The 15,889-nt window shown below is 62.6% G+C and carries 15 protein-coding genes; 1 reads left to right on the forward strand and 14 read right to left on the reverse strand.

Features of this window, described 5'->3' with window-relative positions; genetic code table 11:
* Positions 1–859: 859 nt before the first annotated feature.
* From ACT9T4_RS24100 to flhA, 14 genes are all read right to left on the reverse strand, one after another.
* Positions 860–1,258 (reverse strand): DUF2802 domain-containing protein, encoded by a 399-nt coding sequence (locus ACT9T4_RS24100; RefSeq protein WP_042555811.1) that lies wholly within the window; start codon positions 1,256–1,258, stop codon positions 860–862.
* A 1-nt stretch (position 1,259) separates the two neighbouring features.
* Positions 1,260–1,739, reverse strand: a complete 480-nt coding sequence (locus ACT9T4_RS24105) for a chemotaxis protein CheW (protein WP_042555810.1) — start codon at positions 1,737–1,739, stop codon at positions 1,260–1,262.
* 90 nt (positions 1,740–1,829) lie between these two features.
* Positions 1,830–2,657, reverse strand: coding sequence for a CheW domain-containing protein (locus tag ACT9T4_RS24110; RefSeq protein ID WP_042555809.1), 828 nt, complete (start codon positions 2,655–2,657; stop codon positions 1,830–1,832).
* Between the two features lie 92 nt (positions 2,658–2,749).
* Complete coding sequence (locus tag ACT9T4_RS24115) at positions 2,750–3,538, reverse strand: ParA family protein (protein WP_042555808.1); 789 nt, start codon at positions 3,536–3,538, stop codon at positions 2,750–2,752.
* Positions 3,539–3,590: 52 nt separating this feature from the next.
* Positions 3,591–4,463, reverse strand: coding sequence for a flagellar motor protein MotD (gene motD, locus ACT9T4_RS24120; RefSeq protein ID WP_042555807.1), 873 nt, complete (start codon positions 4,461–4,463; stop codon positions 3,591–3,593).
* Between the two features lie 2 nt (positions 4,464–4,465).
* Positions 4,466–5,206 carry a flagellar motor protein gene (locus ACT9T4_RS24125; RefSeq protein ID WP_042555806.1) on the reverse strand — a complete coding sequence of 247 codons (741 nt, stop codon included), beginning with the start codon at positions 5,204–5,206 and terminating at the stop codon, positions 4,466–4,468.
* A complete protein-coding gene (locus ACT9T4_RS24130; RefSeq protein WP_042555805.1) occupies positions 5,206–6,333 on the reverse strand; it encodes a protein-glutamate methylesterase/protein-glutamine glutaminase in 1,128 nt (375 codons plus the stop codon). The genes ACT9T4_RS24125 and ACT9T4_RS24130 overlap by 1 nt, the downstream gene beginning before the upstream one ends.
* Positions 6,334–6,375: 42 nt before the next feature.
* Entirely contained in the window at positions 6,376–8,634 is a 2,259-nt protein-coding gene (locus tag ACT9T4_RS24135) for a chemotaxis protein CheA (RefSeq protein ID WP_042555804.1), read from the reverse strand.
* 11 nt (positions 8,635–8,645) lie between these two features.
* Positions 8,646–9,434, reverse strand: coding sequence for a protein phosphatase CheZ (locus ACT9T4_RS24140; RefSeq protein WP_042555803.1), 789 nt, complete (start codon positions 9,432–9,434; stop codon positions 8,646–8,648).
* A 19-nt stretch (positions 9,435–9,453) separates the two neighbouring features.
* Positions 9,454–9,828, reverse strand: a complete 375-nt coding sequence (locus ACT9T4_RS24145) for a chemotaxis response regulator CheY (RefSeq protein WP_175154250.1) — start codon at positions 9,826–9,828, stop codon at positions 9,454–9,456.
* Positions 9,829–9,979: 151 nt separating this feature from the next.
* On the reverse strand, positions 9,980–10,723 hold the full coding sequence (gene fliA, locus ACT9T4_RS24150) for an RNA polymerase sigma factor FliA (protein WP_082045875.1): 744 nt from the start codon (positions 10,721–10,723) through the stop codon (positions 9,980–9,982).
* Entirely contained in the window at positions 10,720–11,550 is an 831-nt protein-coding gene (gene fleN / locus ACT9T4_RS24155) for a flagellar synthesis regulator FleN (protein ID WP_179538478.1), read from the reverse strand. The genes fliA and fleN overlap by 4 nt, the downstream gene beginning before the upstream one ends.
* Before the next feature lie 95 nt (positions 11,551–11,645).
* Positions 11,646–12,953, reverse strand: coding sequence for a flagellar biosynthesis GTPase FlhF (gene flhF, locus ACT9T4_RS24160; protein WP_499119348.1), 1,308 nt, complete (start codon positions 12,951–12,953; stop codon positions 11,646–11,648).
* A 15-nt stretch (positions 12,954–12,968) separates the two neighbouring features.
* On the reverse strand, positions 12,969–15,077 hold the full coding sequence (gene flhA / locus ACT9T4_RS24165) for a flagellar biosynthesis protein FlhA (protein ID WP_042555799.1): 2,109 nt from the start codon (positions 15,075–15,077) through the stop codon (positions 12,969–12,971).
* 255 nt (positions 15,078–15,332) lie between these two features.
* Here flhA and sodC point away from each other — a divergent pair, with 255 nt between their 5' ends.
* Entirely contained in the window at positions 15,333–15,854 is a 522-nt protein-coding gene (sodC, locus tag ACT9T4_RS24170) for a superoxide dismutase family protein (protein ID WP_042555798.1), read from the forward strand.
* Positions 15,855–15,889 lie beyond the last annotated feature (35 nt).

Raw genomic sequence — 15,889 nt, forward strand, 5'->3', positions numbered from 1 at the left:
CTTGCTGGCGATTGCTGGGCTTGATGCGATGTTGCGGTATGGCCGCTATCGCCTCGCCCGCAAGCGGGCTCCTACGGAGGCAGGTAGCGCCGCTGTACGTAGGAGCCAGCTTGCTGGCGATTTCTGGTCTTGATGCGATGTTGCGGTAAGGCCGCTATCGCCTCGCCCGCAAGCGGGCTCCTACAGGACTGTCGTAGCGCCGTGGCGTAGGAGCCAGCTTGCTGGCGATTTCTGGGCTTGATGCGGTATTGCGGTGTGGCCGCTATCGTATCGCCCGCGAGCGGGCTCCTACGGGAATGTCGTAGCGCCGTGGCGTAGGAGCCAGCTTGCTGGCGATTGCTGGGCTTGATGCGATGTTGCGGTATGGCCGCTATCGCCTCGCCCGCAAGCGGGCTCCTACGGGACTGTCGTAGCGCCGCTGTACGTAGGAGCCAGCTTGCTGGCGATTTCTGGTCTTGATGCGATGTTGCGGTGTGGCCGCTATCGTATCGCCCGCAAGCGGGCTCCTACGGGAATGTCGTAGCGCCGTGGCGTAGGAGCCAGCTTGCTGGCGATTTCTGGGCTTGATGCGGTGTTGCGGTGTGGCCGCTGTCGTATCGCCCGCAAGCGGGCTTCTACGGGAATGTCGTAGCGCCGTGGCGTAGGAGCCAGCTTGCTGGCGATTTCTGGGCTTGATGCGATGTTGCGGTGTGGCCGCTGTCGTATCGCCCGCAAGCGGGCTCCTACGGAGGCAGGTAGCGCCGCTGTACGTAGGAACCAGCTTGCTGGCGATCCCTGGTCCTGATGCGATGTTGCGGTATGGCCGCTATCGTATCGCCCGCGAGCGGGCTCCTACGGGGCTGTCGTAGTGCTGTGGCGTCTAGGTGCGGCGCGACTGGTGCAGCTTGGCGACCAGCTCTGCTTCGGCCTTGCTCAGGCCGCAGGATTGGGTCAGGTCATCGGCGCTGGCACCCATGCCGACCAGGCGAGCGGCCTGGGTGAAGGACAGGCTGGAGGGATCGCGTTGTTCGATCTGGGTCAGTTTGTCCGGCAGCGGCGCGACGGTGCGGCGTAGCTCGTGGAGCTCCTCGCCCATACGGATGCTGCCAGTCAGGTAGGTGTCCAGGCGCTTGCCCAGCTCGCGGATGCGCTGGTCACGCTGGGTGTCGCGCTCGGCCTGTAGCTGGCTGGCCAGGCGCAAGCGCCCTGCCAACCACACGCAGGTACCCACCAGCCCGGCACAGACCAGGGCAAGAACGATCAGTGCAGCTTCGAGCACCTCAGATGCTCTCCAGCTCCGACCACTCCTCCTCGGTCATCATCTTGTCCAGCTCGACCAGGATCAACAGCTCGCCGTTCTTGTTGCACACGCCCTGGATGAACTTGGCCGACTCGTCGTTGCCGACGTTCGGTGCGGTTTCCACTTCGGACTGACGCAGGTAAACCACTTCGGCCACGCTGTCGACCATGATGCCCACGACCTGCTTGTCCGCCTCGATGATGACGATACGGGTGTTGTCGGTGACGTCGGAGGAATCCAGGCCGAAACGCTGGCGCGTGTCGATCACGGTGACCACGTTACCGCGCAGGTTGATGATCCCCAGCACGTAGCTCGGCGCGCCAGGTACGGGGGCGATTTCCGTGTAGCGCAGGACTTCCTGCACCTGCATCACGTTGATGCCGTAGGTTTCGTTGTCCAGACGGAACGTGACCCACTGCAGGATCGGATCTTCAGCGCCTTGTGCAGAGTTTTTCTTCATGGCCTAGCCTCGTCATTGACCGCGTGTGGCGGTGTGCGGGATTCCCGCTATTCAATCGGCTGCCCGCGCCACGGCGCGCGCATCCAGTAATCAGTGTATCTGTCCGTTGCTCATGCGCTTGGTCGCGCCGCTGGCGATCAACTCGGCCAATGCGGCGACGTCCAGCAGCGCACACATGTGTTCGATCACCGTACCCGCCAGCCAGGGCCGCTGGGCCCGCTGACTGCGCCACTTGATCTCGTCCGGGTGCAGGCGAATCGAACGGCTGACCTGGTGAACGGCCAAACCCCACTCGTAACCCTGAACGGAAATCACGTACTGCAGCCCCTGGCGGAAATCCTCTCGATAGCGATCCGGCATAACCCAGCGCGCGGTGTCGAGCACCTTCAGGTTGCCCGACTGTGATGGCAGTATGCCGAGAAACCAGTCCGGTTGGCCAAACAAAGGTGTCAGGTCCTGCCCCGCCAGCGGATAGATGGAGCCCAGACACACCAGTGGCACGGCAAGCGTCAGGCCAGCGACGTCGAACAGCAGGCATTCGAACGGCTCTTCAGCCCACTCGGGGCGACCGTCTGCCAGCACCGAGGCGATCTGCGGCGCCGGGCGATGAACTTCGGCCACAGGCTCGACCACCGACGGCATGGCAATCGGCTCGACGAACACCGGCGCCAATGCCTCGACCACCGGCTCGACAACCACCTCGGCCACCGGCTGAACCAATGTCAGGGGCGCGGCTTCGACACGCGGCGCGGCCTGGGCATCGCGAATCTGCTCCTCGAGCACGGCAGCCTCGAAATCATCGAGGCTGCTCTGGGCCTGCTCCTGTTCGAGCTCGACCGCGGCCTCCTGCAGCAACCCGTCGAGGTACGACTGCAGGGCCAGTTGGGGCCTTGTGGCTGTGGCGGTGGAACGACTCATGAATGCAACCCGCAATGGAGACCTGTATGAGCTATCGGCCGCAAGGGCGGCAGACTTGAGGCTGTTTGCGCAGAATATCTGGCCATGGCGGATCAGGCCACTTGAGACGCAGGCTGCTGCGCCAGCAAATGCTTGAGCAGCGCCCGGTAAGCGATGGAGCCGCGGCTGTTGGCATCGAACTGCGAGGGGGTCAGCCCGGCCCGGCTGGCATCACGCAGGCGGGTGTCGACAGGTATATAGGCTTGCCAGAGATGCTCGGGGTAGGTGCTCTTGAGCAACCGCAACGTCGACATCGATGCCTGGGTACGGCGGTCGAACAGGGTCGGCACGATGGTGTACGGCAAGGCTTGCTTGCGCGAGCGATTGATCATCGCCAGGGTGCTGACCATACGCTCGAGCCCCTTGACCGCAAGAAACTCGGTCTGCACCGGAATCACCAACTGCTGGCTGGCTGCCAGGGCGTTGACCATCAGCACACCGAGCAAGGGCGGACTGTCGATCACCGCGTGGTCGAAATCCTGCCACAGCTGCGCCAGGCTCTTGGCGACCACCAGCCCCAGGCCACTTTGTCCGGGAGACTGTCGCTCCAGGGTGGCCAGTGCGGTGCTCGACGGCAGCAGGGAAATTCGTTCGTGACTGGTCGGCAGCAACAGCTGCTGCGGCAGCCCCTGGGGCACGCTGCCCTGATGCTGGAACAGGTCGAAGACGCTGTGTTCGAGGCTATCGGGATCGTGACCGAAATAGCTGGTCATCGAACCGTGCGGGTCGAGATCGACTACCACCACACGTTTGCCGGCGTCTGCCAGCAGACCTGCAAGGGCGATGGTCGAAGTGGTTTTACCCACGCCGCCTTTCTGATTGGATACAGCCCAAACTCTCATACTCTTCATCCTCCCGGAGCAGGCTGAGCCCGGCCGAGACTGAGTGCCCACTTCATTGCGCAGGCGACGGGGAATTGACGGCGCCATTGGCTGGAGCCTGTGCTGCAGGCGCTGAAGCAGGTTGCGTGCCAGCACGCTGCATCGCCGCATCCGGCTGGGCATTGGCGCTACCCACGCCGCTTACACTACGCCGCACATCGAGATTACGCGAGACCACCAACACCACTCGACGATTGCGCGCCCTGCCCTCTGCCGTGGCGTTGTCGGCTACCGGCTGAAACTCGCCATAGCCCACCGCCGCCATGCGTGACGGATCGACGCCATCCATGGCCAGCATCCGTACTATGCTGGCAGCGCGTGCGGTAGACAGCTCCCAGTTGGTTGGGAACTGCGCGGTTCTGATCGGCTGATTGTCGGTGAAGCCTTCCACGTGCACAGGGTTGCCGTAGGGCGCCAGAATCTTGGCAATCTTCTCGATGATCTCGAAGGCTGCATCGTTGGGCAGTGCATCGCCGCTGGGAAACAACAGCCCGGAGCTCAATTCGATTTCGATCCACAGCTCGTTGCCGCGCACTTTCAGCTGATCGCTCTGCAGCAGCCCGCCGAAGGCCTCACGCACGCTGTCGGCAATGCTCTCCAGGGTCGAGGCGGCGATCTGCTGCGCCGTCTCCTCATCCACCATGGAGCGATCCGGCTCGGTGGTGCGCGGTCGCTCATCACCCACCGGAATGGGTTTGATCGAGCGATCAGGCTGATTGAACACGCCCGTCAGGGTTTCCGAAAGGATCTTGTACTTGCCTTCGTTGATCGAGGAAATCGAGTACATCACCACGAAGAAGGCGAACAGCAGCGTGATGAAGTCCGCGTAGGACACCAGCCAGCGCTCGTGATTCTCATGCTCTTCGTGGCGGCGTCGGCGAGCCATGATCAGTTCATGAAGCCTTGCAGCTTCAACTCGATGGAGCGTGGGTTCTCACCCTCGCCGATGGACAGAATGCCTTCGAGGAGCATTTCCCGATACGCCGACTGGCGCATGGCCACGGACTTGAGCTTGGCACCGATGGGCAACAGCAGCAGGTTGGCGATGGCCACGCCGTAGATGGTAGCGACGAAAGCGACGGCGATCCCGCCACCGAGCAGGCTCGGATCGGCCAGATTGCCCATCACGTGGATCAGCCCCATGACCGCGCCGATGATGCCGATGGTCGGCGCGTAGCCGCCCATGCACTCGAAGAACTTGGCAGCCTGTATGTCGCGACTTTCCTGGGTGTAGAGATCGACCTCGAGAATACTGCGGATGGCTTCCGGCTCGGCGCCATCGACCAGCAGTTGCAGGCCCTTGCGTGCGTAGGGATCGGCTTCGCCGTCGGCGACCGCCTCGAGGCCGAGCAGGCCCTCCTTGCGCGCGGTCATGCTCCAGTTCACCACCCGGTCGATACCGCCAGGCAGATCGATCTGCGGCGGGAAGAAGATCCAGCGCAGGATGCTCATGGCGCGCTTGAATACGATGACCGGCGTTTGCAGCAACGCCGCCCCCAGCGTACCGCCGATCACGATCAGCGCCGCCGGGCCGTTGAGCAGTGCCGAGACATGACCGCCTTCCAGGTAATTGCCGCCAAGTATGGCGACGAATGCCAGGATGACACCGATCAGGCTCAGTACATCCATCAGAGGCAGGCCTCGACCAGATGCCGGCCGATGTCATCCAACGGGTACACCGCATCCGCCAGGTTGGCCTTCACGATCGCCATGGGCATGCCATAGATCACGCAACTGGCTTCGTCCTGCGCCCATACCTGGCTGCCCCCCTGCTTGAGCAGGCGAGCGCCTTCGCGACCATCGGCCCCCATGCCGGTCAGCACCACGGCCAACACCTTGTCGTTGTACGACTTGGAGGCAGAACCGAAGGTGATATCCACGCAGGGTTTGTAGTTCAGACGCTCGTCGCCGGGCAGGATGCGGATGGTGCCGCGCCCGTCGATCATCATCTGCTTGCCGCCCGGCGCCAGAATGGCCAGCCCGGGGCGCAAGATGTCGCCATCCTCGGCTTCCTTGACGTTGATCTTGCAGAGTTTGTCCAGACGTTCGGCGAAGGCCTTGGTGAAGGCCGCAGGCATGTGCTGGATCAACACGATCGGCGTCGGGAAATTCGCCGGCAACTGCGTTAGCACCCGCTGCAGAGCGACCGGGCCGCCGGTCGAGGTGCCGATCGCCACCAGCTTGTAGGCCTTGCGCTTGGGCGCAGCACTGGCGCTGGACGAATGACGTTCGGCAGGCGGGTGACTCACGCTTGGCTGTGGCCGCGCCGCGGGTGCAGGTGCGCTCGACGTACTGGCAGGTCGGCTCAGGCTACCGCCGGCAGGCGGCGTCAGGGACGCCGTGCCGATCCCCCGGCGGTTGCTGCGCGAAATGCTGTGCACCTTCTCGCACAGCAGTTGCTTGACCTTCTCCGGGTTGCGCGAGATGTCCTCGAAATTCTTCGGCAGGAAATCCACCGCCCCGGCATCCAGCGCATCCAGGGTGACCCGGGCGCCTTCGTGGGTGAGCGAGGAGAACATCAACACCGGTGTCGGGCAGCGTTGCATGATGCTGCGCACTGCCGTGATGCCGTCCATCAACGGCATCTCGTAGTCCATGGTGATCACGTCCGGCTTGAGTGCCAGCGCCTGATCGATGGCCTCACGTCCGTTGGTGGCCGTGCCGACCACGGTGATGTTGGGATCGGACGAGAGGATCTCCGAAACCCTGCGGCGGAAGAAGCCGGAGTCGTCGACCACCAGTACCTTGACAACCATAAACACTCCTAAGCGGCACGGCAGAGGCCGCGCCGCGGACGATCAGATACGCCGTGCGTAGCGTTTGAGCATGCTTGGCACGTCGAGAATCAGGGCGATGCGCCCGTCGCCGGTGATGGTCGCACCCGACATGCCAGGCGTGCCTTGCAGCATCTTGCCCAACGGCTTGATCACCACCTCTTCCTGGCCGACCAGTTGATCGACGACGAAGCCGATACGCTGATTGCCGACGGTGAGAATCACCACATGGCCTTCTCCTTGCTCTTCGTGGGCAGCCTTGCTGACCAGCCAGCGCTTGAGATAGAACAGCGGCAATGCCTTGTCGCGAACGATCACCACTTCCTGGCCGTCGACCACGTTGGTGCGCGACAGGTCGAGATGGAAGATCTCGTTGACGTTGACCAGCGGGAAGGCGAACGCCTGGTTGCCGAGCATCACCATCAGCGTCGGCATGATCGCCAGGGTCAGTGGCACCTTGATGACGATCTTCGAACCCTGACCTTTCTGCGAGAACACGTTGACCGTGCCGTTGAGCTGGGAAATCTTGGTCTTCACCACGTCCATGCCGACGCCACGGCCGGACACGTCGGAAATCTCGGTCTTGGTCGAGAAACCGGGGGCGAAGATCAGGTTGTAGCATTCCAGATCGGTCAGGCGATCGGCGGCGTCCTTGTCCAGCAAGCCCTTTTCCACGGCCTTGCTGCGCAGCACGTCGGCATCCATACCCTTGCCGTCATCGGTGATCATCAGCAGGATGTGGTCACCTTCCTGCTCGGCGGACAGCACCACGCGCCCGGTACGCGACTTGCCAGCGGCCTCGCGTTCTTCCGGGCTTTCCACGCCGTGGTCGACCGCGTTGCGCACCAAGTGGACCAGCGGGTCGGCCAGGGCTTCGACGAGGTTCTTGTCGAGATCGGTCTCTTCACCGACCAGCTCCAGATTGATCTCTTTCTTCAACTGGCGAGCCAGGTCGCGAACCAGGCGCGGGAAGCGCCCGAAGACCTTCTTGATCGGCTGCATGCGGGTCTTCATGACCGACGTCTGCAGATCCGCGGTGACCACGTCGAGGTTGGACACGGCCTTGGACATGGCCTCGTCGCCGCTGTTGAGCCCCAGGCGCACCAGGCGGTTACGCACCAGCACCAGCTCGCCGACCATGTTCATGATTTCGTCCAGACGCGCGGTGTCGACCCGCACGGTGGTTTCCGCTTCACTGGCTGGTGCAGCAACGGCCGGCGCAGCCGCTGCCTTGGCCGGCTCTGCCTTGGCCGCAGGTGCTGGTGCTGGTGCCGGCGTAGCCTTGGCAGCTACCGGCGCAGCGGGTTTGGCTGTCGGCTTCGGCGCTGGGGCCGCAGCGGCTGCGGGGGCAGGAGCGGCAGCAGCGGGAGCGACCGGTGTCGGCTCGACGAACTTGCCTTTGCCATGCAACTGATCGAGCAGCGCTTCGAACTCATCATCGGTGATTTCGTCGCTCTGCGCCGCGGAGCTGGCGGATACGGCAGGAGCAGCCGGTGCCGGCGCTTCCACCGCAGGAGCCACGAACTGGCCCTTGCCATGCAATTGGTCGAGCAAGGCTTCGAATTCGTCATCGGTGATGTCATCGCCGCTGGCGCTGCTCGCAGCGCTGGCCGGAGCAGGCACAGGCACAGGCGCTGGCGCCTGGACAGCAGCCGCTGCTGGCGCTGCGAACTGGCCTTTGCCATGCAACTGGTCGAGCAGCGACTCGAATTCGTCATCGCTGATTTCATCATCAGAGGCGCTGGCTTGCGGCTGCGGCTCGTCACCCAGGGCGTCGAGCAACTGCTCGAACTCGCTGTCGGTGATATCCGACGAGGCTTCGGCTGTCACCGGCTCGGCGACAGCAGCAGCCACTGGCGCAGCGACTGCGGCAACTGGCGCCGGCTGGGCACTGGCCGGCTCGGCCAGACGCGCCAGGGCGGCCAGCAGCTCGGGAGATGCAGGCGTCGGCTCGGCGCGCTCGCGCACTTCGGCGAACATGCCATTGACGGCATCCAGCGCCTCGAGCACCACGTCCATCAACTCGGAGTCGACGCGACGCTCACCCTTGCGCAGGATGTCGAACACGTTCTCGGCGATATGACAGCACTCCACCAGCTCATTGAGCTGAAGGAAACCGGCACCGCCTTTTACCGTGTGAAATCCCCGAAAAATCGCGTTGAGCAGGTTCATATCGTCCGGGCGGCTTTCCAGCTCTACCAATTGCTCGGACAACTGCTCGAGAATCTCGCCGGCCTCTACCAGGAAATCCTGGAGGATTTCTTCATCGGCGCCGAAGCTCATATGACGTGCTCCTAAAATCCCAGGCTGGACAGCAAATCGTCGACGTCGTCCTGGGAAGAAGCAACGTCATCACGCTTATCGGCATGAATCTGCGGACCTTCACCATGTGACGCAGGTTTTTGTTTGTTTTGCTCGGCACGCAGCTCTTCGTGGTCGTGATCGATACCCGCGAAGCGGTCCACCTGACTGGCCATCAGCACCAGTTTCAGCAGATTGCTCTCGACCTCGGTCACCAGTTGCGTGACACGCTTGATCACTTGCCCGGTCAGGTCCTGATAGTCCTGCGCCAGTAAAATGTCGTTCAGATGCCCGGACAGCTTGCTGCTGTCACGCTGGCTGCGCGCCAGAAACAGCTCGATGCGCTTGGCCAGTTCACGGAACGCGTCAGCGCCCATTTCACGACGCATGAAGCGCCCCCAATCCTCGCTCAGGGCATCGGCTTCGCTGCTCAGGTCGTTGACCAGCGGCGCGCTTTGCTCGACCAGATCCATGGTGCGGTTGGCTGCACGCTCGGTCATGGTCACGACGTAATTGAGCCGCTCGGTCGCATCGGAGATCTGCGAGACCTCCTTGGCGTGAGGCATGCGCGGGTCGAGCTGAAAATTGACGATAGCGTTGTGCAGCTCACGGGTGAGCTTGCCGACTTCGTGGTAAAGACCACGGTCGCGCGCCTTGTTCAGTTCGTTGATCAGCTGTACCGCTTCGCCAAAGTTGCCTTGTTCGAGGCTGTTGACCAGTTGGCGGGCATTGCTTTTCAGGGTCGACTCGAGGTCGGCCTCTTTTGAATCATCGTGTTCCATAACAACCTCGCGGCAGACATCAGCCGTTGACCCGCTCGAAGATTTTCTCGATCTTTTCCTTGAGCACCTGGGCAGTGAATGGCTTGACCACATAGCCGTTCACACCGGCCTGGGCGGCCTCGATGATCTGATCACGCTTGGCTTCTGCCGTAACCATCAGCACGGGCATCTGCTTGAGGCGCTCGTCGGCACGCACTGCGCGCAGCAAATCGATGCCACTCATGCCCGGCATGTTCCAGTCGGTCACCAGGAAGTCGAAGCTACCGCTCTGCAGCATCGGCAATGCGGTGGTGCCGTCGTCGGCCTCCGCGGTGTTGGTGAACCCCAGATCACGCAAGAGGTTCTTGATGATCCGTCGCATCGTCGAGAAATCATCGACGATGAGGATTTTCATGTTCTTGTCCAAGTCGACCTCCGTACAGTCCTAAAACGCCTCGGCATTCCAAAGCGCTTATAAATCGTGAAACCGGCCTGGCGGAACGCCGCAAACCTATTGCGCCCGGCTTTGCTGCGTCCACTGTGTATGTCCAGCGCCTGAAATTTCCCTATGCGCGCCATTCCACCAACCGCGCGCGTAAACGCGCGGCACACTGACTGTGCAATTGGCTGACCCGCGACTCACTCACTCCCAGTACCTCGCCGATTTCCTTGAGGTTCAATTCCTCGTCGTAATACAGCGACAACACCAACCGCTCACGCTCCGGCAGGTTGCTGATGGCATCCACCAGCGCGGCCTGGAAACGATCGTCTTCCAGTTCATGCGATGGCCCATGGTGCAAAGAATTCGTGTCTTCCTGCAGTCCGCCGCTTTCGCCTTCCTGCAACAGGTCGTCGAAACTGAACAGGCGGCTGCCCAAAGTGTCGCCAAGAATGCCGTAGTAATCTTCGAGACTCAATTGGAGTTCGGCAGCAACCTCCTGATCTTTAGCGTCTCGCCCCGTTCTGGCTTCGATTTTTCTGATTGCGTCGCTGACCATACGGCTGTTGCGGTGTACCGAACGCGGTGCCCAGTCGCCCTTGCGGACCTCATCGAGCATGGCGCCACGAATGCGAATGCCGGCGAACGTCTCGAAACTGGCGCCCTTGCCGGCGTCGTATTTGCGCGATGCCTCGAGCAGACCGATCATCCCGGCCTGGATCAGATCATCCACCTGCACGTTGGCGGGCAACCGCGCCAACAGGTGATAGGCAATGCGCTTGACCAACGGCGCGTAACGTTCGATCAACTGATGCTGTGAATCTCGTGCTGTTGCCTTGCTGTACATACGGAGTCCAGAGGCTGTCGTCATACAGCCGTGTCTGCAGTCGGTTGTTGCACCAGGCGCTCAACGAAGAATTCCAGATGGCCTCGCGGATTGGCCGGCAGTGGCCACGCATCCACCTTCTGGGCAATCGCCTTGAACGCCAGCGCGCACTTCGAGCGAGGGAACGCCTCATACACCGCACGTTGTTTCTGTACGGCCTTGCGTACCGATTCGTCGTACGGCACCGCGCCCACGTACTGCAGCGCGACATCCAGAAAACGGTCGGTCACCTTGGTCAGCTTAGCAAAGAGATTACGGCCTTCCTGCGGGCTGTGCGCCATATTGGCGAGCACCCGGAAACGGTTCATGCCGTGGTCACGGTTGAGGAGCTTGATCAGCGCGTAGGCATCGGTGATCGAGGTGGGTTCATCGCACACCACCACCAGCACTTCCTGGGCGGCGCGCACGAAGCTCACCACCGAGTCGCCGATACCGGCGGCGGTATCCACGATCAGGACGTCGAGGTTGTCGCTGATGTCGCTGAAGGCCTGGATCAGGCCGGCGTGCTGCATGGGCGTGAGCTGCACCATGCTCTGGGTGCCGGAGGCCGCGGGAACGATACGAATGCCGCCAGGCCCCTGCAGAACCACGTCTCGCAGTTCGCACTGGCCGTCGATGACATCGGCCAGGGTGCGCTTGGCCGTCAGGCCGAGCAGCACGTCGACGTTGGCCAGACCGAGGTCGGCATCCATGAGCATTACGCGCCGACCGAGATCCGCCAACGCCAGCGACAAATTCACCGACACATTGGTCTTGCCAACGCCGCCTTTGCCGCCGGTCACCGCGATCACCTGTACGGGATGCATACCCATGTTATCTACACACCTTATCTAACTTCGCTTTAAGCCTTAGGGCCATTGTGCGCTGCCGTGGCGAGCACAACCAGCACTTCGCCACACCTGCCTGTTCATCCTGCACGTCGTGCCGGGTCTTGGTACAACCCGGCGAACATGTCGGCCATCGTGTCTTCGCTCGGCTCATCCGGGGCCTGCAGGCCAACGGCACGGCTGACCAGCTGATGACTGCGCGGCACATGAACGTCGTCCGGGATCCGCGGACCATCTGCCAGATAGGCTACCGGTAGACGGTGGCTAATAGCCAGACCCAATACCTCGCCCATGCTGGTCGCTTCGTCCAGTTTACTCAGAATGCAGCCAGCCAGCCCACAGCGCTTGTAGCTGTGGTAGGCCGCCTTGAGCACCTGCGCCTGGCTGGTAGCCGCCAGCACCAGGTAATTGCGCGCGTTGACACCGCGGCTCGCCAGCGTCTCCAACTGCATGCGCAGCGCCGGATCGTTGGCCGGCAAGCCGGCGGTGTCGATCAGTACCACGCGCTTGCGCACCAGCGGTGCCAGCGCCTGAGTCAGTGACTGACCAGGATCGACGTGGGTCACGGATACGCCAAGGATACGGCCAAGGGTCTTGAGCTGCTCCTGGGCACCGATGCGGTAACTGTCCATGCTCACCAGAGCGATGTTCGTGGCGCCGTACTTGAGTACGTAGCGCGCTGCGAGCTTGGCCAGGGTGGTGGTCTTGCCCATGCCGGCCGGGCCAACCAGAGCGATCACGCCGCCCTCTTCCATCGGCTCCTGCTTGGGCGTCTGAATCGAGTGTGCAAGGTGCGCAAGCACCATGCGCCAGGCCTGACGCTGATCGCTCAGCGAGGCAACGCGATCGAGCAGCGTACGCGCCAGTTCACCAGGCAGGCCCATGCGTTGCAGGCGACGCCACAGGGTGGCCTGTTGCGGGCGACGAGCCTGCAGCTGCCCCCAGGCCATGGAGCCCATCTGCATTTCGATCAACTCACGCAGGCCATGCAATTCGGAGCGCATGGACTCAAGGGCAGACTGATCGACCGAAGCCGAGACCGGCTTCTTCTGCTGACGCTCGAGTACCGCGTCCAGGCTGTCGACTGGCGCGGCAGCAGGCGCTTCGGCGAACATCTGACGATCCTTGCCGGCATCGAGCTGCGCACGGGTGGTCAGTTCGGCCTGGGCGGAAGCGATGCGCGACTGAGTCTTGCGCAGCTCGGCCTCCAGCGCCGGATTGGCTTGTCGCGCCGGAGGGGGCGCAACCTGATAATCGAGCGCGGCCGTCAATTCCACGCCACCCGCTACTCGGCGGTTACCGATGATGGTCGCGTCAGCGCCCAGCTCATCACGAACCAGCTTCATGGCTTGGCGCATATCGGCGGCAAAAAAGCGTTTGACCTGCATGGCCCGTACCCTCGATTAGTTCTGCCCCACCGTCGCAACGATGGTGACCTGCTTGTTGTCCGGAATTTCCTGGTACGCCAGAACATGCATGCTCGGGACGGCCAACCGGGCGAAACGCGAGAGCATTCCCCGAACCGGCCCGGCCGCCAGCAGAATCACCGGCTTGCCAAGCATCTCCTGACGCTGCGCTGCTTCCACCAGGGAACGTTGCAGCTTCTCGGCCATGCCAGGCTCCAGGAGGATGCCATCCTCGGAGCCTTGACCGGCCTTCTGAAGACTATTTAGCAATATCTGTTCCAACCTTGGCTCAAGGGTGATCACAGGCAGCTCCGGCTCTAGTCCCACGATGTTTTGCACGATTGCACGGGCCAGCGAGACACGTACTGCGGCCACCATGGCGGCGGGATCTTGACTCCGTGGCGCGACGTTGGCGATGGCTTCGGCAATGGTACGGATGTCGCGCACCGGCACCTGCTCCTGCAGCAGCGCCTGCAGCACCTTGAGCAGGGTCGACAGCGAGATCAGGCCAGGAACCAGCTCTTCTGCCAGTTTTGGCGAGCTTTTCGCCAGCAATTGCATCAATTGCTGGACTTCCTCGTGGCCCAGCAGCTCGTGGGCATGCTTGTGCAGAATCTGATTGAGGTGCGTGGCGACCACGGTACTGGCATCCACCACGGTGTAACCGAGCGACTGCGCCTGATCGCGCTGACCGGGATCGATCCAGACGGCCTCCAGGCCGAACGCCGGATCTTTGGCGGCGACGCCATTGAGCGTGCCGAACACCTGACCCGGGTTGATCGCCAGCTCGCGATCCGGATACACCTCGGCCTCGGCGACGCTCACCCCCATCAGGGTCAGGCGATAAGCGTTGGGCTGCAGATCCAGGTTGTCGCGAATATGCACGGACGGCATCAGGAAGCCCATCTCCTGAGAGAGCTTCTTGCGTACGCCCTTGATCCGCGCCAGCAGTTGCCCGCCCTGGTTGCGGTCGACCAGCGGAATCAGCCGGTAACCGACTTCCAGGCCGACCATGTCAACCGGCATCACGTCATCCCAGCCCAGCTCCTTCACTTCCTGAGCACGCTGCGCGGGCAGCAACTCCTGCTGGCGCTGCACTTCCTGAACTTCGGCTTCCTTGGTCTTGCGCTGCTTGTTGGCGATCCAGTAGGCGGCACCGGCAGCCACCAGGCCCAGGCTGATGAAGGACATGTGCGGCATGCCGGGCACCAGGCCCATGGCGATCATGATGGCCGCGGACACCGCCAGCGCACGGGGCGAAGCGAACATCTGACGGTTGACCTGGGCACCCATGTCTTCGGAGCTGGAAACCCGGGTCACCATGATCGCGGCAGCGGTGGACAGCAGCAGCGACGGGATCTGCGCCACCAGGCCGTCACCGATGGTCAGCAGGGTGTAGATGCGGCCGGCTTCGCCGAAGCTCAGGCCGTGCTGCAGCATGCCGATGGCCATGCCGCCGATCAGGTTGATGAACAGGATCAGCAGGCCGGCGACGGCGTCACCGCGAACGAACTTGCTGGCACCGTCCATGGAGCCGTAGAAATCGGCTTCCTGAGCGACTTCGGTACGGCGCTTCTTGGCTTCGACCTGATCGATGAGGCCGGCGTTGAGGTCGGCGTCGATGGCCATCTGTTTGCCGGGCATGGCGTCCAGGGTGAAACGCGCGCTCACTTCGGAGATACGCCCAGCACCCTTGGTGACCACCACGAAGTTGATGATCATGAGGATCGCGAACACCACGATACCGACCACGTAGTTACCGCCGATCACCACTTCACCGAAGGCCTGGATCACCTTACCGGCAGCGTCATGGCCATCCTGGCCGTGCAGCAGCACGACACGCGTGGAGGCGACGTTGAGCGCCAGGCGCAGCAGGGTCGCGGCCAGCAGGATGGTCGGGAACACCGCGAAGTCCAGCGGCCGCAGCGCGTAGATCGCCACCAGCAGGACGACGATCGACAAGGCGATGCTGAAGGTGAACAGCACGTCCAGCAGGAACGGCGGAATCGGCAGCATGACCATGGCGAGCATGACCAGCAGCAACAGCGGGATGCCGAGATTGCCGTTGCGCAACCCGGAAAGGTTGCTGCGAACGTCGCCAATCATTTGTGCGCGATCTACTGCCACTTGGTTACCCCGGCTTATTCAATCTTTTGACGCCTGAACGCCCTTGCTGCCGGTGTTTGCAAGAACCTTTCCAACTCTTCGAAAAGCGCGAAATGACTGGGCTACGAGGCCCATGAGAAGTGCCGTGAGCGGCACCGAGGCGAGACGAAAACACGAACCCCGCCGGCAAACACGAGTCCACACCCTGTGGGCGGTGGTTTCGCCCCCCGTTTTTCCATGCTCGAGGAGTCACGTATGAAACGCTGGATGATGGCCGCATTGGCCAGTTGCTGCGCTGCAAGCCTGCAGGCCGCCGACCTGACGGTCGACCTCAACGCCGTGGACGCCAAGGGCGTAGGCAGCTCGGTGGGTAAGGTGGTGATCAGCCAGAGCCCCTACGGCGTGGTTTTCACCCCCGAACTGCATGACCTGGAACCCGGCGTGCACGGCTTCCACGTGCACGGCAAGCCCAGCTGCGATCCGGCACCCAAGGACGGCCAGCCGTCAGCTGCCGAAGCCGCTGGCGGCCACTGGGACCCGCAGAACACCGGCAAACATGGCCTACCCTGGGGTGATGGCCACCTCGGCGACCTCCCTGCCCTGCTGGTCACCGCGGATGGCAAGGCCAACCAGCCCGTGCTGGCACCCCGCATCAAGAGCGTGGACGAACTGAAGAATCTGGCGCTGATGGTGCATGCCGGCGGCGACAACCATGCCGACCACCCGAAACCGCTGGGCGGTGGTGGTGCTCGTGTCGCCTGTGGCGTCATCAAGTAACAGCACTGGCGCACATCGCGAGCCGTGGCTCGTGG

The sequence above is a fragment of the Pseudomonas sp. SZ40 genome, from assembly GCF_052958135.1.